The organism is Pseudomonas sp. GL-RE-29, from assembly GCF_019947275.1.
Classification (GTDB): Bacteria; Pseudomonadota; Gammaproteobacteria; order Pseudomonadales; family Pseudomonadaceae; genus Aquipseudomonas; species Aquipseudomonas fluorescens_A.
Map to the genome: position 1 here is coordinate 124,218 of NZ_JAGYGD010000008.1, position 16,510 is coordinate 140,727.

At 58.9% G+C, this 16,510-nt stretch carries 18 protein-coding genes and 1 pseudogene; 13 read left to right on the plus strand and 6 right to left on the minus strand.

Annotation, left to right across the window (positions count from 1 at the left end):
* Nucleotides 1-37: 37 nt before the first annotated feature.
* Together rpmG and rpmB are read right to left on the minus strand one after the other, a co-directional pair.
* The gene (gene rpmG, locus KGB21_RS09475) at nt 38-193 is read right to left on the minus strand and encodes a 50S ribosomal protein L33 (RefSeq protein WP_007894709.1); all 156 of its coding nucleotides are present in this window, start codon (nt 191-193) and stop codon (nt 38-40) included.
* Between the two features lie 11 nt (nt 194-204).
* On the minus strand, nt 205-438 hold the full coding sequence (rpmB, locus tag KGB21_RS09480) for a 50S ribosomal protein L28 (RefSeq protein ID WP_034147715.1): 234 nt from the start codon (nt 436-438) through the stop codon (nt 205-207).
* A gap of 446 nt (nt 439-884) precedes the next feature.
* On the opposite strand from rpmB, the gene KGB21_RS09485 reads away from it, so the two are divergent.
* Complete coding sequence (locus tag KGB21_RS09485; protein WP_034147716.1) at nt 885-2,471, plus strand: ABC transporter substrate-binding protein; 1,587 nt, start codon at nt 885-887, stop codon at nt 2,469-2,471.
* 133 nt (nt 2,472-2,604) lie between these two features.
* Here the strand turns inward: KGB21_RS09485 and radC are convergent, their stop codons facing one another.
* On the minus strand, nt 2,605-3,279 hold the full coding sequence (radC, locus tag KGB21_RS09490) for a RadC family protein (RefSeq protein ID WP_034147717.1): 675 nt from the start codon (nt 3,277-3,279) through the stop codon (nt 2,605-2,607).
* A 135-nt stretch (nt 3,280-3,414) separates the two neighbouring features.
* Between radC and coaBC the strand changes: the two genes are divergently transcribed.
* From coaBC to KGB21_RS09525, 7 genes and pseudogenes are all read left to right on the plus strand, one after another.
* A complete protein-coding gene (gene coaBC, locus KGB21_RS09495) occupies nt 3,415-4,623 on the plus strand; it encodes a bifunctional phosphopantothenoylcysteine decarboxylase/phosphopantothenate--cysteine ligase CoaBC (protein ID WP_034147718.1) in 1,209 nt (402 codons plus the stop codon).
* Nucleotides 4,624-4,628: 5 nt separating this feature from the next.
* On the plus strand, nt 4,629-5,084 hold the full coding sequence (gene dut, locus KGB21_RS09500; RefSeq protein ID WP_007975171.1) for a dUTP diphosphatase: 456 nt from the start codon (nt 4,629-4,631) through the stop codon (nt 5,082-5,084).
* A 265-nt stretch (nt 5,085-5,349) separates the two neighbouring features.
* Nucleotides 5,350-6,753 (plus strand): annotated as a pseudogene (locus KGB21_RS09505) (phosphomannomutase/phosphoglucomutase); the annotation flags it as partial.
* A gap of 24 nt (nt 6,754-6,777) precedes the next feature.
* Entirely contained in the window at nt 6,778-7,683 is a 906-nt protein-coding gene (argB, locus tag KGB21_RS09510) for an acetylglutamate kinase (protein WP_034147720.1), read from the plus strand.
* Between the two features lie 317 nt (nt 7,684-8,000).
* Nucleotides 8,001-8,258 carry a hypothetical protein gene (locus KGB21_RS09515; RefSeq protein WP_034147721.1) on the plus strand — a complete coding sequence of 86 codons (258 nt, stop codon included), beginning with the start codon at nt 8,001-8,003 and terminating at the stop codon, nt 8,256-8,258.
* A gap of 18 nt (nt 8,259-8,276) precedes the next feature.
* Complete coding sequence (locus tag KGB21_RS09520; protein ID WP_034147722.1) at nt 8,277-8,849, plus strand: hypothetical protein; 573 nt, start codon at nt 8,277-8,279, stop codon at nt 8,847-8,849.
* Entirely contained in the window at nt 8,836-9,219 is a 384-nt protein-coding gene (locus KGB21_RS09525) for a hypothetical protein (protein ID WP_223504898.1), read from the plus strand. The genes KGB21_RS09520 and KGB21_RS09525 overlap by 14 nt, the downstream gene beginning before the upstream one ends.
* Nucleotides 9,220-9,335: 116 nt before the next feature.
* On the opposite strand, the gene pyrE is transcribed toward KGB21_RS09525, so the two are convergent.
* Nucleotides 9,336-9,980: an orotate phosphoribosyltransferase gene (pyrE, locus tag KGB21_RS09530; protein ID WP_034147724.1), complete on the minus strand. Its 645-nt coding sequence runs from the start codon at nt 9,978-9,980 to the stop codon at nt 9,336-9,338.
* A gap of 82 nt (nt 9,981-10,062) precedes the next feature.
* Here pyrE and KGB21_RS09535 point away from each other — a divergent pair, with 82 nt between their 5' ends.
* Nucleotides 10,063-10,842, plus strand: coding sequence for an exodeoxyribonuclease III (locus KGB21_RS09535; RefSeq protein ID WP_008062840.1), 780 nt, complete (start codon nt 10,063-10,065; stop codon nt 10,840-10,842).
* A 169-nt stretch (nt 10,843-11,011) separates the two neighbouring features.
* Here KGB21_RS09535 and KGB21_RS09540 read toward each other — a convergent pair whose 3' ends face one another.
* On the minus strand, nt 11,012-11,380 hold the full coding sequence (locus tag KGB21_RS09540) for a DUF4870 domain-containing protein (protein ID WP_034147725.1): 369 nt from the start codon (nt 11,378-11,380) through the stop codon (nt 11,012-11,014).
* A 29-nt stretch (nt 11,381-11,409) separates the two neighbouring features.
* Nucleotides 11,410-12,132 (minus strand): ribonuclease PH, encoded by a 723-nt coding sequence (gene rph / locus KGB21_RS09545; RefSeq protein ID WP_034147726.1) that lies wholly within the window; start codon nt 12,130-12,132, stop codon nt 11,410-11,412.
* 267 nt (nt 12,133-12,399) lie between these two features.
* Between rph and KGB21_RS09550 the strand changes: the two genes are divergently transcribed.
* The 4 genes from KGB21_RS09550 (at nt 12,400) to spoT (ending at nt 16,490) form a co-directional block, all read left to right on the plus strand.
* Nucleotides 12,400-13,263, plus strand: coding sequence for a YicC/YloC family endoribonuclease (locus KGB21_RS09550; protein WP_034147727.1), 864 nt, complete (start codon nt 12,400-12,402; stop codon nt 13,261-13,263).
* 12 nt (nt 13,264-13,275) lie between these two features.
* Nucleotides 13,276-13,896: a guanylate kinase gene (gene gmk, locus KGB21_RS09555; protein WP_034147728.1), complete on the plus strand. Its 621-nt coding sequence runs from the start codon at nt 13,276-13,278 to the stop codon at nt 13,894-13,896.
* Nucleotides 13,897-14,063: 167 nt separating this feature from the next.
* Nucleotides 14,064-14,327 carry a DNA-directed RNA polymerase subunit omega gene (gene rpoZ / locus KGB21_RS09560; RefSeq protein ID WP_007921129.1) on the plus strand — a complete coding sequence of 88 codons (264 nt, stop codon included), beginning with the start codon at nt 14,064-14,066 and terminating at the stop codon, nt 14,325-14,327.
* 57 nt (nt 14,328-14,384) lie between these two features.
* Entirely contained in the window at nt 14,385-16,490 is a 2,106-nt protein-coding gene (gene spoT, locus KGB21_RS09565) for a bifunctional GTP diphosphokinase/guanosine-3',5'-bis pyrophosphate 3'-pyrophosphohydrolase (protein ID WP_034147729.1), read from the plus strand.
* Nucleotides 16,491-16,510 lie beyond the last annotated feature (20 nt).

Below are 16,510 nucleotides of genomic sequence, written 5' to 3' on the forward strand. Positions count from 1 at the left end.
CGCGATACGGGCCTTTTTCGTAAGAGGGAAAAATCAATTACTTGATTTTGCCTTCTTTGTAGATCACGTGCTTGCGAACAACCGGATCAAATTTCTTGATCTCGATTTTGTCCGGAGTAGTACGCTTGTTCTTGTCGGTAGTGTAGAAGTGACCAGTACCGGCGCTCGAAATCAAACGAATCAATTCACGCATGATTAGCTCCCTTAGATCTTGCCGGCTTTGCGGATTTCGGCCAGCACGGCAGTGATGCCACGCTTGTCGATGATACGCATGCCTTTGGCAGATACGCGCAGACGCACGAAACGTTTCTCTTCTTCAACCCAGAAGCGGTGATGCTGCAGGTTCGGCAGGAAACGACGACGGGTTTTGTTGTTTGCGTGGGAAATGTTATTCCCAGTTACCGGACCCTTACCGGTAACTTGACATACTCTAGACATGCCTCAGCCCTCTAAAACCACATGCCCAACCCGGCATGGGTTGGCCGCTTAATCTCTCAGTCATTTGGCGCCAGGCGCCGCGTTTCTTTAGAGGTCTTACCGGCTACACCTACAGTGAAGGAACCGGGCCCCTAGAAAAGAGCGCTGCTTTATACCAGAAAGACTGGAGAGCAACAACATTCGCTGTGCCTTGAATGGATAAAAACCCCACTTTTCGCGCGCCAGGCGCTTTGGATAAAGGCTGTCGTCGATTCCGACCGCTCGTCGCAGAGAAACGTCCGACACGCTAATCCCAAGGTTTTCTCAGCCAAGGCTCACTCAAATCAGGCGCCTATAGTCCCCTCAAAATGAAAAAGGGGATAGTCATTTGCAAAAGAGCCCACTAGGGTAGGCCTTTTCCAGACTGCACTTGCAGATGGGCCTTCGATCTGTAAAGGAATCCGACCATGCGCCTCGCTGCCCTACCGCTGTTGCTTGCCCCTCTGTTGCTGAGCCCACTGGCCCAGGCCGCCGCCCTGAGCGTCTGCACCGAGGCCAGCCCCGAAGGGTTCGACGTGGTGCAATACAATTCGCTGACCACCACCAACGCCTCGGCCGATGTGCTGATGAACCGCCTGGTAGAATTCGACACCGCCAGCGGCAAAGTGGTCGCCAGCCTCGCGGACAGTTGGGAAGTCAGCCCCGATGGCCTGATTTACGTCTTCAAGCTGCACCCGCAGGTGAAATTCCACCGCACCGATTATTTCAGCCCGACCCGGGAGTTGACCGCCGAAGACGTCAAATTCAGCTTCGACCGCATGCTCGATCCGGCCAACCCGTGGCACAAAGTCGCCCAGAGCGGCTTCCCGCATGCGCAATCGATGCAATTGCCGGCGCTGATCAAGAAGATCGACGCCCTCGACCCGCTGACCGTGCGCTTCAGCCTGGACCACCCGGATTCGACCTTCCTCGCGACCCTGAGCATGGGGTTCGCTTCGGTTTATTCGGCTGAATACGCCGATAAATTGCTCAAGGCGGGCACCCCGGAGAAGCTCAACAGCCAGCCAATCGGTACGGGGCCGTTCGTTTTCACCCGATTCCAGAAAGACGCCTCGGTTCGCTACAAGGCCAACCCGGATTACTTCGGGGGCAAGCCATCGGTGGACCCACTGATCTTCGCCATCACCCCGGACGCCAACGTGCGCCTGCAGAAGTTGCGCCGCAACGAATGCCAGATTGCCCTGTCGCCAAAGCCCCTGGACGTACAGGCCGCGCTGAAAGAGCCGACCCTGAAAGTGGAAAAGACTGACGCCTTCATGACCGCGTTCGTGGGCATCAACAGTCAGCATCCACCTCTGGACAAGCCAGAAGTGCGACAGGCGATCAACCTCGCCTTCGACAAGGCCAACTACGTCAAAGCCGTGTTCGAGGACACCGCCGAAGCGGCCAACGGTCCTTATCCGCCTAACACCTGGAGCTACGCGAAAAACCTGCCGGGCTATCCGCATGACATCGAGAAGGCCAAGGCTTTGATGGCCAAGGCTGGGCTCAAGGACGGTTTCCAGACCACCATCTGGACCCGTCCGTCAGGTAGCTTGCTGAACCCGAACCCAAGCCTCGGCGCGCAACTGCTGCAATCCGATCTCGCGGAAATCGGCATTCAGGCCGAAATTCGCGTAATCGAGTGGGGTGAATTGATTCGCCGCGCCAAGGCTGGTGAACACGACCTGCTGTTCATGGGCTGGGCTGGCGATAACGGCGACCCGGACAACTTCCTCACGCCGCAGTTTTCCTGCGCCGCGGTCAAATCCGGCACCAACTTCGCCCGCTACTGCAACCAGGATCTGGACAAGCTGATCAGCGCAGGCAAAACCACCGGCGAACAAGGTGTGCGCACCAAGCTTTATGAACAGGCACAAGCGCAGATTCAGCAGCAAGCGTTGTGGCTGCCGCTTGCTCATCCGACCGCTTTCGCCCTGACACGCAAAGACGTTGAAGGTTATTCGGTCAGCCCGTTTGGCCGGCAGGACTACTCGAAGGTCAACCTCAAATAAACCACTGCAGGAATGCTTTTCTGTGGCGAGGGAGCTTGCTCCCGCTGGGCTGCGCAGCGGCCCTCAAGATCTTGTGAGCGCTGCGCACTCAAGCGGGAGCAAGCTTCCTCGACACTGAAGCCTGCTCCCAGCCCTACATCCACCCATACTCGGCCATCGACAACGGATCGCCGTCGCCGATGATGAAATGGTCGAGCACCCGCACATCGATCAGCTCCAGCGCCTTTTGCAGACGCTTGGTCAGCACCCTGTCAGCTTGACTGGGGTCGGTGTTGCCCGACGGGTGGTTATGGCAGAGGATCAGCGCCGCCGCGTTATGCGCCAGCGCACGCTTGACCACCTCCCGTGGATGCACGCTGGTGTTGTCGATAGAGCCACGAAACAGCGCCTCGAAAGTCAGCACCTGATGCCTGGAGTCCAGAAACAGGCAGCCGAACACCTCATGAGGCTCGTGGCGCAGCATCGATTTCAGGTACTCACGAACCGCGTGCGGGTTTTCCAATGTCGGTTTTTGGCGAGCCCGTTCCGCCAAATGCCGGCGACTCATTTCCTGCGCCGCCTGCAATTGCGCGAATTTCGCGGGCCCAAGCCCCAAATGCCCGCTGAAGGTGGCCTGATCAGCCTCGAGTAATGAGCGCAGGCTGCCAAACTGGCTCAGCAGATGACGCGCCAGATCCACTGCGCTTTTGCCGGATACGCCGGTTCGTAAAAAAATCGCCAGTAACTCGGCGTCCGAAAGACTCGCCGCCCCCAGCGTCAGTAACCTCTCCCGCGGCCGCTCCGCCGCCGGCCAATCGCGAATACTCATAGCACCTCCCTGTCTGTGGGCGCCGCTGTTCCGTAGCGGTCGCTGTGATATCGTAGCCCATCTTTTTTGCGGGCGAATTCACTCCTGGGGAGGGGGTTTCGCAACGCAGTCATCAACGAATTGAAAGGCAGGCCTATGCAGCGGCTGTATCGGAAACGCATTGTTCTGGGCGTCGGCGGCGGTATCGCTGCCTACAAGAGCGCCGACCTGGTTCGCCGCCTGATGGACCAGGGTGCCGAAGTACGCGTGGTCATGACCCGTGGCGGCGCCGAGTTCATCACCCCGCTGACCATGCAGGCCCTGTCCGGGCACCCTGTGCACCTGGATTTGCTGGACCCGGCGGCCGAAGCCGCGATGGGCCACATCGAATTGGCGAAATGGGCCGATCTGGTACTGATCGCCCCTGCCACCGCAGACCTGATCGCCCGTCTGGCCCAAGGCATTGCCGACGACCTGCTGACCACGCTGGTGCTGGCCACTGATGCGGTGGTCGCTGTCGCTCCGGCGATGAACCAGGCCATGTGGCGCGACCCTGCGACCCAGGCCAACCTGCAGACCCTCGAAAGCCGTGAGATCAAGGTCTTCGGCCCGGCCTCCGGCAGCCAAGCCTGCGGCGACGTAGGCCTTGGGCGCATGCTCGAAGCCACCGACCTCGCACTGCTCGCCGCCGACTGCTTCCAGCGTCAAGCGCTGACCGGCAAACACGTGGTGATTACCGCAGGCCCAACCCAGGAAAACATCGACCCGGTGCGCTACATCACCAACCACAGCTCCGGCAAAATGGGCTTCGCCCTGGCCGAGGCCGCGGTAGAAGCCGGCGCCCGGGTCACCCTGATCAGCGGCCCCGTGCACCTGCCGACACCGGACCGGGTCACGCGCATCGACGTGGTCAGCGCCCGCGACATGCTCGCCGCTTGCGAAGCCGCGATTCCGTGCGACATTTTCATCGCCTCGGCTGCGGTCGCGGATTACCGCCCGGAAGTCGTTGCCCCACAAAAACTCAAGAAAGACCCTACAAGCGGCGACGGTTTTGTCCTGCAAATGGTGCGTAACCCGGACATTTTGGCCAGCATCGCCACTCGCCCCGACCGTCCGTTCAGTGTCGGTTTCGCCGCCGAAACCGAACACCTGCTCGATTACGCTGCCCGCAAGTTGAAAGACAAGAACCTCGATCTGATCGTTGCCAACGACGTCGCCAACCCGACCATTGGCTTCAACAGCGAAGAAAACGCCTGCAGCGTGATCGACCGTGAGCTTCACGCCACACTTTTCGCCCAGACCAGCAAGAGCAAGATTGCTCGCCAGCTGATCACTTTTATCGCCGAACGTCTGAACCAGGTTTAATTTACATGCACGCTTTGCAAGCCAAGATCCTCGACCCCCGCATCGGTACCGAATTTCCGCTGCCGCAATACGCCACGCCAGGCTCCGCCGGCCTCGACCTGCGCGCCATGCTGGAGCAGGACACCGTGATCAAGCCGGGTGAAACCGTGCTGATCCCTACCGGCCTGTCGGTCTACATTGGCGACCCGAACCTCGCTGCGCTGATCCTGCCGCGCTCGGGCATGGGCCATAAGCACGGCATCGTTCTCGGCAACCTCGTTGGCCTGATCGACTCCGATTACCAGGGGCCATTGATGGTCTCCTGCTGGAACCGCGGCCAGACCGAATTCACCATGCCGGTCGGCGAGCGCCTGGCGCAATTGGTGCTGGTGCCAGTGGTGCAGGCTCACTTCGAAATGGTTGAAGAATTTGTGGAAACCGAGCGCGGCACGGGCGGTTTCGGCCATACCGGTACTCGATGAGCCGTTAGAGATTCAATGTGGCGAGGGAGCTTGCTCCCGCTGGGCTGCGAAGCGGCCCCAATAATTTTGTGAGCGCTTCGCACTCAAGCGGGAGCAAGCTCCCTCGCCACAAAATCGAGGCATTGACCGGTGAGAATGCCGCTGACATTGCTGGGATGGCCTTTTCGCACCACGAACTCTCTGCGGAAAACGCCGTCATACCCTTCAGTTTGAGCCTGCCGAGTCACTCGCAGGCAGGTCCAGCCACATTCGAGATGGAGTATTCCCCCAGATGAGCACCCCGGCCAAAATTGCCCCCAAGTTCCCCGACAGCATTTTCCGCGCCTACGACATTCGCGGCACCGTCCCGGAATTTCTGAACGCAGAAACGGCTTACTGGCTCGGTCGCGCCATCGGTGCCCAAAGCCTGGCCCAGAATGAGCCCAACGTTTCTGTTGGCCGTGACGGTCGCCTGTCCGGCCCGGAACTGGTTGAGCAATTGATTCAAGGCCTGGCCGACAGCGGCTGCCACGTCAGCGATGTCGGCCTGGTGCCAACTCCTGCGCTGTATTACGCCGCCAACGTACTGGCTGGCAAATCCGGCGTGATGCTGACCGGCAGCCACAACCCGTCGAACTACAACGGTTTCAAAATTGTGATCGCCGGCGACACCCTGGCCAACGAACAGATCCAGGCCCTGCATGACCGCCTCAAGACCAACAACCTGAGCAGCGGCGAAGGCAGCATCACCAAAGTCGAAATCCTCGACCGCTACAGCACCGAAATCGTCCAGGACATCAAACTGGCCCGTCGCCTCAAAGTCGTCGTGGACTGCGGCAACGGCGCGGCCGGCGTCATCGCCCCGCAACTGATCGAAGCGCTGAACTGCGAAGTCATCCCGCTGTTCTGCGAAGTCGACGGCAATTTCCCGAACCACCACCCGGATCCGGGCAAGCCTGAAAACCTCGTCGACCTGATCGCCAAGGTCAAGGAAACCAACGCGGATATCGGCCTGGCCTTCGACGGCGACGGCGATCGCGTGGGCGTGGTGACCAACACCGGCAGCATCGTCTTCCCGGACCGTCTGCTGATGCTGTTCGCCCGCGATGTCGTGGCGCGCAACCCGAATGCGGAAATCATCTTCGACGTCAAATGCACCCGCCGCCTGATCCCGCTGATCAAGGAATACGGTGGTCGTCCGCTAATGTGGAAGACTGGTCATTCGTTGATCAAAAAGAAGATGAAACAATCCGGCGCCCTGTTGGCCGGCGAAATGAGCGGGCACATCTTCTTCAAGGAACGCTGGTTCGGTTTCGACGACGGCATTTACAGCGCCGCGCGGTTACTGGAGATCCTCAGCAAGGAAAAATCCTCGGCCGAAGAGCTGTTCGCGACCTTCCCGAACGATATTTCTACGCCGGAAATCAATATCCATGTGACCGAAGAGAGCAAATTCAGCATCATTGATGCACTGCACGACGCGAAATGGGGCGAAGGCGCTGACCTGACCACCATCGACGGCGTGCGAGTCGACTATGCCAAAGGCTGGGGCCTGGTTCGCGCCTCCAACACCACACCGGTGCTGGTACTGCGTTTCGAGGCCGATGACGAGGCTGAATTGCAGCGCATCAAGGACGTTTTCCACGCCCAGTTGAAGCGTGTTGCACCTGATCTCCAACTACCGTTTTGATTCATTGAAGCACCGGAGCCCTGAATGACCCTCGAACGCGAAGCCGCCGCCAACACCGCCAAGGTCCTGTCCGAAGCGCTGCCTTACATTCGCCGCTATGTCGGCAAGACGCTGGTGATCAAATACGGCGGCAACGCGATGGAAAGCGAGGAGCTGAAAACCGGCTTCGCCCGCGACATCGTGCTAATGAAAGCCGTGGGCATCAACCCGGTGGTCGTTCACGGCGGCGGCCCGCAGATCGGTGACCTGCTCAAGCGCCTGTCGATCGAGAGCCATTTTGTCGACGGCATGCGCGTTACTGACGCCGCGACCATGGACGTGGTGGAAATGGTCCTCGGTGGCCAGGTCAACAAGGACATCGTCAACCTGATCAACCGTCACGGTGGCAGCGCCATCGGCCTGACCGGTAAAGACGCCGAGTTGATTCGTGCGAAGAAGCTCACCGTTACCCGTCAGACCCCGGAGATGACGCAACCGGAAATCATCGACATCGGTCACGTCGGCGAAGTGGTCGGCATTAACACCGACCTGCTGAACCTGCTGGTCAAAGGCGATTTCATTCCGGTAATCGCACCCATCGGCGTCGGCGCCAACGGCGAGTCGTACAACATCAACGCTGACCTGGTGGCCGGTAAAGTCGCCGAAGCGCTGAAAGCCGAAAAGCTGATGCTGCTGACCAACATCGCCGGCCTGATGGACAAGTCGGGCACAGTCCTGACCGGGTTGACCACCCAACAGGTAGACGATCTGATCGCTGACGGCACCATCTACGGCGGCATGCTGCCGAAGATCCGCTGCGCGCTGGAAGCGGTCCAGGGCGGTGTTGGCAGCTCGTTGATCATCGATGGTCGCGTTCCGAACGCGATCCTGCTGGAGATCTTCACCGATACCGGCGTGGGCACCTTGATCAGCAATCGCAAGCGTCACTAAGCGATAGCGCAAACAAAAAAGACCCCGCTCGGCCAGGCTGAGCGGGGTCTTTTTTTGCCTGCAATCCCTGTAGGAGCTGCCGCAAGCTGCAATCTTTTGACTTTGGTTTTTCAAGAACAAGATCAAAAGATCGCAGCCTCCGGCAGCTCCTACAACAGCAGAATTTCGGATGTGAGAAAGATCTGTAGGAGCTGACGAAGCCGGCGATCTTTTTTATGCGCGCAGGAAATGTCTGACTTGTTGTAGCGAAACGTCCGACATCCCGCCAGCATAAGTCCGCATAGGATCTTCCCCTGTATCCACAGGAGAATGACCTCATGCAAAAAAACTACGTTCCTTACGGCAGCGATGTTTCCTCAGGTACCTTTGAATGCGTGGACTGCGGACATCAGTATTCGAACCAGGCAAAAACCTCGATCCCGCCGTGCCCTCAGTTTCAAAATTCGACCCACACACGTAAAGGCTGGAAGGTTCTGACCGGTCAGGGCGACGCGGTGATTGATCCATATCCGGAAAAAAACGCCCCCGCAGGGATCAAGCAAGTCGAAACCTCCAGTCATGCGATCAAAAAATAGCCACGGAGGCACTGAGCCATGCAGATCTCGTTCACGATCGACGCCCAGGCTTTCGAGCAGGAACAGAAAGAACCGGTCAAAAAGACCCTGAAGATTTCCGACATGGAAATTGCTCATGCCTTACAGCGAATCGCCAAGGCGAGCCTGACCGAATATTTGAAAATGCTGGTTGAAGGCGGCATGCCGAGCCGAGCGGATGAAGCGAAACAGGACCGCTTGCTGTACCTGATTCAAAGCTACTTCGGGCAGACGCTGCCGACCGAATCGCAGATATCGACGATTTTCCAACTGACCCAGAGCCAAAGCAAAACCCTGCTGAAAAACACGGTTTCACGCTTTCGCAATCAATTGGACGAGATCCTGCAGCACAGCATGCGAACCGTGATCGAGTCTGCGGAACACGCGCAGACCGTGTACCTGGTGGTGATCAGTTCGGATGTCATCCGCGATGAACTGAACATGCTGATCACCCAGAACCAGCCGACGTTCAAACCCATTACCAAACGCAAAGGCAGTGCCGGGCAGTTCGAAATCAGCGAGGATTCCCACGCGCTACTGTGCCAGACACTGGGTCTGAATGCCGTTCAGTGACATTGTCGCGGTCAGTGGCTTGCTGCTGACCCTGACCACCTTCATGTTCAACCTGGCATGGCCCAAGCTGGTTGAAGCGCTGGCGCTGGATGAAAAACAACCCGGTCCATTGGCCAGAAAACGTAGCCGCGAGCTGGTTTCAGGCACTTTTTTCGGTTGCGCCCTACCCCTGACATGCGCCTTCGCAGTACTTTTTTACGTCAACCTGCCGTCCGCCGTTCGAATCATGCGTAGCAGCAGCCTCGATCTGTGGGAATTCGATGTGGATCGGACGCTGTACGTGTGCGTCGTCCTGGCATTGCTGGTGTTCGCGCTGTTCAATCTGCGATTGGCGCTAAAACTGATCGGAAAATGGCGGAGACTGCACTGAAGGCAAACCACGCCCCCCCTGCAGGAGCTGCCGCGGCTGCGATCTTTTGATCTTGATCTTCAAAAACCAAAGTCAAAAGATCGCAGCCTTCGGCAGCTCCTACAGGGGGGCTGTGTTTAGACGCCGAACTGGGCGCGGTAGGCTTCAACCGCCGGCAAATGCTGCTTGAGCTGCGGGTCATCCGCCAGGAATTCCAGCACCTGGTTCAGCGAAACAATGCTGATCACCGGAATGCCGAAATCGCGCTCCACTTCCTGGATCGCTGACAACTCGCCATTGCCGCGTTCCTGGCGGTTCAGGGCGATCAGCACGCCGGCGGCCTTGGCGCCGTCCTGGGAAGCGATGATCTGCATCACTTCGCGGATTGCGGTGCCGGCGGTGATCACGTCGTCGATAATCAGCACTTCCCCGGTCAGCGGTGCGCCAACCAGACTCCCGCCTTCGCCGTGGGCCTTGGCTTCCTTGCGGTTGAAACACCATGGCAGGTCACGGTTGTGATGCTCGGCCAATGCCACGGCAGTGGTTGCCGCCAAAGGGATGCCCTTGTAGGCCGGACCGAACAGCACATCGAACGAAATGCCGCTTTCGGCAATGGCAGCGGCGTAGAAACGACCCAGCTGCGCCAGGGCGGAACCCGAGTTGAACAGGCCCGCATTGAAGAAGTAAGGACTGGTGCGCCCGGACTTCAGGGTGAACTCACCGAAGCGCAAAACGCCGCGATCGATGGCAAAACGAATGAAATCGCGCTGATACGCTTGCATGAAAAAAACCCCAAATACCACGGATTTAGCTAATTAGCTTGACGCCGTGTATCATACACGCACGCGATTTTTGGGGCCATTTATGCGGATCATCAGTGTGAACGTCAATGGTATTCAGGCTGCAGTCGAGCGAGGTTTGCTCAGTTGGCTGCAGGCACAGAATGCCGACGTCATCTGCCTGCAGGACACCCGTGCCTCCGCCTTTGAACTGGACGATCCAGCCTTCCAACTGGATGGATACTTCCTTTATGCCTGCGACGCCGAAGTCCCCGCCCAAGGTGGTGTGGCTTTGTATTCGCGGTTGCAACCGAAGGCTGTCATCAGCGGTCTCGGTTTCGAGACGGCCGACCGCTACGGGCGCTACCTGCAAGCCGATTTCGACAAAGTCAGTATTGCAACCTTGTTGCTTCCATCCGGAATGAACGGCGATGAAGACTTGAACCAGAAATTCAAGCTCATGGACGACTTCGCCAAGTACCTGGACAAGCAACGGCGCAAACGCCGCGAGTACATTTATTGTGGCTCGCTGTACGTGGCGCAACAGAAGCTGGACATCAAGAACTGGCGCGACAGCCAGCAATCCCCGGGCTTCCTGGCGCCTGAACGCGCCTGGATGGACGAGATTGTCGGCAACATGGGCTATGTAGACGCCCTGCGTGAAGTCAGCCGTGAAGGCGACCAGTACAGCTGGTGGCCGGATAACGAACAGGCCGAAATGCTTAATCTCGGCTGGCGCTTCGATTACCAGATCCTGACACCGGGCCTACGCCGCTTTGTTCGCAGCGCACGCCTGCCACGACAGCCGCGGTTCTCGCAGCATGCACCGCTGATCGTGGACTACGATTGGACGCTGACGATCTAAGCGTCGTTTCGCAGATACAAAAAAGCCGACTTCAGGGTCGGCTTTTTTGTGCGCGATGATCTGCTTTCTGCAGGAGCCGGCTTGCTGGCGATGGGTGTCAGCCGAAATTGATGTCAACTGTCACACCTTCGCCAGCAAGCCGGCCCCTACAAGGGACTTGTGTTGATCGTTATTTGATCAACCGCCAGGTAAACGGATACCGATAAGGCAACCCGTCATTGGCCTTGAGCCCGGCAATAATGGACAGCACTATCGCCCCGATCAGCACCAGCGGCAGCAACGCAAACCCGATCAAGATCAGCATCAACAGGTAACAGATGCCCGAGACCAGAGCCACGGTAATCTGAAAGTTCAGCGCTTCTTTGCCTTGAGCATCGATGAACGGATCGGTGTCACGCTTCCATTGCCAGAGTATCAGCGGCCCAATCAAGTGACCGAACGGCAACCAGACACCGAGAAACGCCGAGAGGTGACAAAACATCGCCCACTGGCGAGCCTCGGGGCTCGGGGTGGGAAGCAGCATCTGCTCGTCACTCATGGCGCTCTCCTTGCCAGACGTCGAAACAATCAGTCAGCCAGTGCGGCTTTTTGCAGATCGAAGATTTCGTTCATGCCTTTCTTCGCCAGCTCCAGCATGGCGTTCAGCTCTTCCGGCTGGAACGGCGCGCCTTCAGCCGTGCCCTGGACTTCGATGAAGCCGCCAGTGCTGGTCATCACCACGTTCAGGTCGGTCTCGGCGGCCGAGTCTTCCAGGTAGTCGAGGTCGAGCACAGGCTCGCCTTGGTACATACCCACCGAAACGGCAGCGATCATTTGCTTGAGCGGGTCGCCGCCTTTCAGGCCGCCGCGCTTCTTGATCACTTTCAGGGCATCGACCAGAGCAACCATGGCACCTGTGATGGATGCGGTGCGGGTGCCGCCGTCGGCCTGGATCACGTCGCAATCGACATACAGGGTAACGTCACCCAGTTTCGACATGTCCAGCGAGGCACGCAGGGAACGACCGATCAGACGCTGGATTTCCAGGGTGCGGCCGCCTTGCTTGCCACGACTCGCTTCACGCTGGTTACGCTCACCGGTGGCGCGCGGCAGCATGCCGTATTCGGCGGTCAACCAGCCTTGACCCTGGCCTTTGAGGAAACGTGGCACGCCATTTTCAACGCTGACGGTGCAGATGACTTTGGTATCACCGAATTCGACCAGTACAGATCCCTCGGCGTGTTTGGTGTAGTTGCGGGTAATGCGGATCGAGCGGAGCTGATCGGCAGCGCGACCACTTGGACGTTTCATAAGGGATACCTGTACGGGGACGGAAAACTGCGGAGCATTATAGAGCCGCCAGCCACGGCTGGGCACTTCTAAAAAAATCCTCCGACGACCGAAGGCTCTGAACAGCCCGTCGCCGAAGACCTGCAGCCGTTTGTCACACCGTGTGTTTGGGCGCATTGGCGCCACTGCGCTACAATCCTGCGCCTTTGCTGCCAGTCGGCTTAAATTCATTGATATCGGATTGCCGGAATGCCAGTTCCGCGCCGATCTGCATTGCGAGGTACCTCCATGGTGCACAGCATGACCGCCTTCGCCCGCGTCGAAAGCGCCGGAGTACAGGGCACCCTGAGCTGGGAACTGCGCTCGGTCAACAGCCGCTACCTGGAACCCCACTTGCGCCTGCCGGAGTCCTTTCGCGACCTCGAAGGCGCCGTCCGCGAAGCCCTGCGCCAGGGCGTGTCGCGCGGCAAGCTCGAATGCACCCTGCGCTTCACCGAAGAAAACACCGGCAAATCGCTGCAAGTGGATCAGGAGCGCGCCGCGCAATTGGTTGCTGCCGCCGAGACGATCGCCAGCCTGATCAAAAATCCTGCGGCATTAAACCCGCTCGAAGTCCTGGCCTGGCCCGGCGTACTGGTGGGCGACGCTACCGATCCGCAAGCCTTGAACGCCGAAGCGCTGGCGCTGTTCAATCAGGGCCTGAAAGAACTCAAGGCCGGCCGCGAGCGCGAAGGCGCGGAGCTGGCGCGGCTGATCAATGATCGCCTGACCTCCATTGAAGAAGACGTGGTGACCCTGCGTGAACTCGTTCCGCAAATGCTCGCCACCCAGCGCCAGAAAGTCCTCGACCGCTTCGCCGACATGAAGGCCGAGATGGACCCGCAGCGCCTGGAGCAGGAAATGGTCATGCTCGCGCAAAAAAGCGACGTCGCCGAAGAACTGGATCGCCTGAGCACTCACATCATCGAAGTTCGCCGGGTGCTCAAGTCCGGCGGCGCTGCGGGTCGGCGCCTGGACTTCCTGATGCAGGAGCTCAACCGCGAAGCCAACACACTGGGCTCCAAAGCCTTCGACCCGCGCAGCACTCAGGCTGCGGTCAACCTCAAGGTGTTGATCGAGCAGATGCGCGAACAAGTGCAGAATATTGAGTAAGGCAAACCCGACATGACTCACATCACCGGCACCCTGTACATCATTTCCGCCCCTTCGGGCGCGGGCAAAAGCAGCCTGGTCAAGGCTCTGACCGACGCCGATCCGGAGATTCGCGTCTCGGTCTCCCACACCACCCGCGCCATGCGCCCCGGTGAAGTGAACGGCGTGAACTACCACTTCGTCGAACGCAACGAGTTCGTGAAGATGATCGAGCACGGCGATTTCCTCGAGCGCGCCGAAGTCTTCGGCAATCTCTACGGCACCTCGCAAAGCCACCTGCAGCAGACTCTCGACGAAGGCCACGACCTGATTCTGGAAATCGACTGGCAAGGCGCCGAGCAAGTGCGCAAGCTGATGCCTCAGGCCCGCTCGATCTTCATCCTGCCGCCGTCGCTTGAAGCCTTGCACCAACGCCTGACCAACCGCGGCCAGGACAGCGACGAAATCATCGACGGCCGGATGCGCGAAGCGGTCAGCGAAATGAGCCACTACGTCGACTACGATTACCTGATCATCAACGACGATTTCGCCCACGCTTTGCGCGACCTGCAGGCGATTTTCCGCGCCAATCAGCTGCAACAAAAACGCCAACAGCAACGTTTTGGCAAATTGCTGGCTGAATTGCTCGATTGATTTGCACTTCCCAAAACCGCTGCAAGGGCTTTACATTGGTGCTTGCAGCGCGTTGAAGGGCTTGATCAAAAAATCAGCGCTTCCCTAATCGCTGGTGATTTTTTAAACTGTTGAGTCCGCTCGCCCATCCGGGCAGCGCGCATATTGCATTTGCTACGAGGAAGACCATGGCCCGCGTAACCGTTGAAGACTGCCTAGAACACGTGGATAACCGCTTTGAGCTGGTCATGCTCTCTACCAAGCGTGCCCGTCAACTGGCCACCGGCGGCAAAGAGCCGAAAGTAGCATGGGAAAACGACAAGCCTACCGTCGTCGCCCTGCGTGAAATCGCTGAAGGCCTGATCGACTACGCAGCTATCGCCGAAGCCGAAATCGTTGAAGATGAACCGCTTTTTGCTGCATTCGAGGACGAGTCCAACGAGGCCGTCTAAGCCTATGCCTGGTCGACGTAGCACGGCGCGGGATAAAAGCTTACGGCAGGAGTCATCATGCCGAGCATAGACGCCCTCGCCGATCGCTTATCGACCTACCTCGGCAAAGACCAGGTCAACCTGGTCCGCCGAGCGTATTTCTACGCCGAACAAGCCCACGACGGCCAACGCCGCCGTAGCGGTGAGGCGTACGTCACGCACCCACTCGCGGTTGCGAATATTCTTGCCGACATGCATATGGACCATCAGAGCTTGATGGCCGCCATGCTGCATGACGTGATCGAAGACACCGGGATTGCCAAGGAAGCGCTACAAGCGCAGTTCGGCGAAACCGTGGCCGAACTGGTCGACGGGGTCAGCAAACTGACCCAGATGAACTTCGAGACCAAGGCCGAAGCCCAGGCCGAAAACTTCCAGAAAATGGCCATGGCCATGGCGCGCGACATTCGCGTGATCCTGGTCAAGCTGGCCGACCGCCTGCACAACATGCGCACGCTGGAAGTGCTGTCCGGCGAGAAACGCCGACGCATCGCCAAGGAAACCCTGGAAATCTATGCACCCATCGCCAACCGGCTGGGCATGCACGCCATCCGCATAGAATTCGAAGACCTCGGCTTCAAGGCCATGCACCCGATGCGTTCCGCGCGGATCTACCAGGCGGTCAAACGCGCCCGGGGCAACCGCAAGGAAATCGTCAACAAGATCGAAGAATCCCTCAGCCACTGCCTGGCCGTCGACGGCATTCAGGGCGAGGTCAGCGGTCGCCAGAAACACCTCTACGGCATCTACAAGAAAATGCGCGGCAAGCGTCGGGCCTTCAACGAAATCATGGACGTCTATGCGTTCCGGATCATCGTCGACAAGGTCGATACCTGCTACCGCGTGCTGGGTGCTGTGCATAATTTGTACAAACCGTTGCCGGGGCGCTTCAAGGATTACATCGCGATCCCCAAGGCCAACGGCTATCAGTCGCTGCACACCACGTTGTTCGGCATGCACGGCGTTCCGATCGAGATCCAGATTCGCACCCGTGAAATGGAGGAGATGGCCAACAACGGCATCGCCGCCCATTGGCTGTACAAATCCAGCGGCGACGAGCAGCCAAAAGGCACTCACGCCCGCGCCCGCCAATGGGTCAAAGGCGTGCTGGAAATGCAGCAACGCGCCGGCAACTCGCTGGAATTCATCGAGAGCGTGAAGATCGACCTGTTCCCGGACGAGGTCTACGTGTTCACGCCCAAAGGCCGGATCATGGAGCTGCCCAAGGGCTCCACGGCGGTCGACTTCGCTTACGCGGTGCACACCGACGTGGGCAACAGCTGCATTGCCTGTCGGATCAATCGCCGTCTCGCACCGCTGTCCGAACCGTTGCAAAGCGGCTCCACGGTCGAGATCGTTAGCGCTCCAGGCGCCCGGCCGAACCCGGCATGGCTCAACTTCGTGGTCACCGGCAAGGCGCGTACGCACATCCGCCATGCGCTGAAACTGCAGCGCCGCTCCGAATCCATCAGCCTCGGCGAACGCCTGCTGAACAAGGTCCTCAACGGCTTCGACAGCTCGCTGGAAAAAATCCCGCAAGAGCGCGTCAAGGCCATGCTCACCGAGTATCGCCTCGAACTCATCGAAGACCTGCTGGAAGACATCGGCCTGGGCAATCGCATGGCCTACGTTGTCGCCCGCCGTCTGCTCGGCGAAGGCGAACAGTTGCCGAGCCCGGAAGGTCCGCTGGCGATTCGCGGTACCGAAGGCCTGGTACTCAGCTACGCCAAGTGCTGCACGCCGATCCCGGGCGACCCGATCGTCGGTCACTTGTCCGCGGGCAAAGGCATGGTTGTGCACCTGGACAACTGTCGCAACATCAGCGAAATCCGCCACAACCCGGAAAAATGCATCCAGCTCTCGTGGGCCAAGGATGTCACCGGCGAATTCAACGTCGAGCTACGCGTCGAGCTGGAACACCAGCGCGGCCTGATCGCCCTGCTGGCCAGCAGCGTCAACGCAGCCGACGGCAATATCGAAAAAATCAGCATGGATGAACGCGATGGTCGCATCAGCGTGGTCCAACTGGTGGTCAGCGTACACGACCGTGTGCACCTGGCCCGCGTGATCAAGAAACTGCGCGCCTTGACCGGAGTAATTCGCATCACCCGCATGCGCGCTTAAGCCAGCCCCTTACAAGGAGT

Bases quoted from the DNA above. Each gene is read 5' to 3' on its own strand.
- KGB21_RS09535 (WP_008062840.1), top strand. From the start codon at position 10,063: ATGCGGATCATCAGTGTGAACGTCAATGGTATTCAGGCTGCAGTCGAG.
- argB (WP_034147720.1), top strand. From the start codon at position 6,778: ATGACCCTCGAACGCGAAGCCGCCGCCAACACCGCCAAGGTCCTGTCC.
- coaBC (WP_034147718.1), top strand. From the start codon at position 3,415: ATGCAGCGGCTGTATCGGAAACGCATTGTTCTGGGCGTCGGCGGCGGT.
- rph (WP_034147726.1), bottom strand. From the start codon at position 12,132: ATGAAACGTCCAAGTGGTCGCGCTGCCGATCAGCTCCGCTCGATCCGC.
- KGB21_RS09540 (WP_034147725.1), bottom strand. From the start codon at position 11,380: ATGAGTGACGAGCAGATGCTGCTTCCCACCCCGAGCCCCGAGGCTCGC.
- gmk (WP_034147728.1), top strand. From the start codon at position 13,276: ATGACTCACATCACCGGCACCCTGTACATCATTTCCGCCCCTTCGGGC.
- pyrE (WP_034147724.1), bottom strand. From the start codon at position 9,980: ATGCAAGCGTATCAGCGCGATTTCATTCGTTTTGCCATCGATCGCGGC.
- rpmG (WP_007894709.1), bottom strand. From the start codon at position 193: ATGCGTGAATTGATTCGTTTGATTTCGAGCGCCGGTACTGGTCACTTC.
- KGB21_RS09525 (WP_223504898.1), top strand. From the start codon at position 8,836: ATGCCGTTCAGTGACATTGTCGCGGTCAGTGGCTTGCTGCTGACCCTG.
- KGB21_RS09485 (WP_034147716.1), top strand. From the start codon at position 885: ATGCGCCTCGCTGCCCTACCGCTGTTGCTTGCCCCTCTGTTGCTGAGC.
- KGB21_RS09550 (WP_034147727.1), top strand. From the start codon at position 12,400: ATGGTGCACAGCATGACCGCCTTCGCCCGCGTCGAAAGCGCCGGAGTA.
- dut (WP_007975171.1), top strand. From the start codon at position 4,629: ATGCACGCTTTGCAAGCCAAGATCCTCGACCCCCGCATCGGTACCGAA.
- rpmB (WP_034147715.1), bottom strand. From the start codon at position 438: ATGTCTAGAGTATGTCAAGTTACCGGTAAGGGTCCGGTAACTGGGAAT.
- spoT (WP_034147729.1), top strand. From the start codon at position 14,385: ATGCCGAGCATAGACGCCCTCGCCGATCGCTTATCGACCTACCTCGGC.
- radC (WP_034147717.1), bottom strand. From the start codon at position 3,279: ATGAGTATTCGCGATTGGCCGGCGGCGGAGCGGCCGCGGGAGAGGTTA.
- rpoZ (WP_007921129.1), top strand. From the start codon at position 14,064: ATGGCCCGCGTAACCGTTGAAGACTGCCTAGAACACGTGGATAACCGC.
- KGB21_RS09515 (WP_034147721.1), top strand. From the start codon at position 8,001: ATGCAAAAAAACTACGTTCCTTACGGCAGCGATGTTTCCTCAGGTACC.
- KGB21_RS09520 (WP_034147722.1), top strand. From the start codon at position 8,277: ATGCAGATCTCGTTCACGATCGACGCCCAGGCTTTCGAGCAGGAACAG.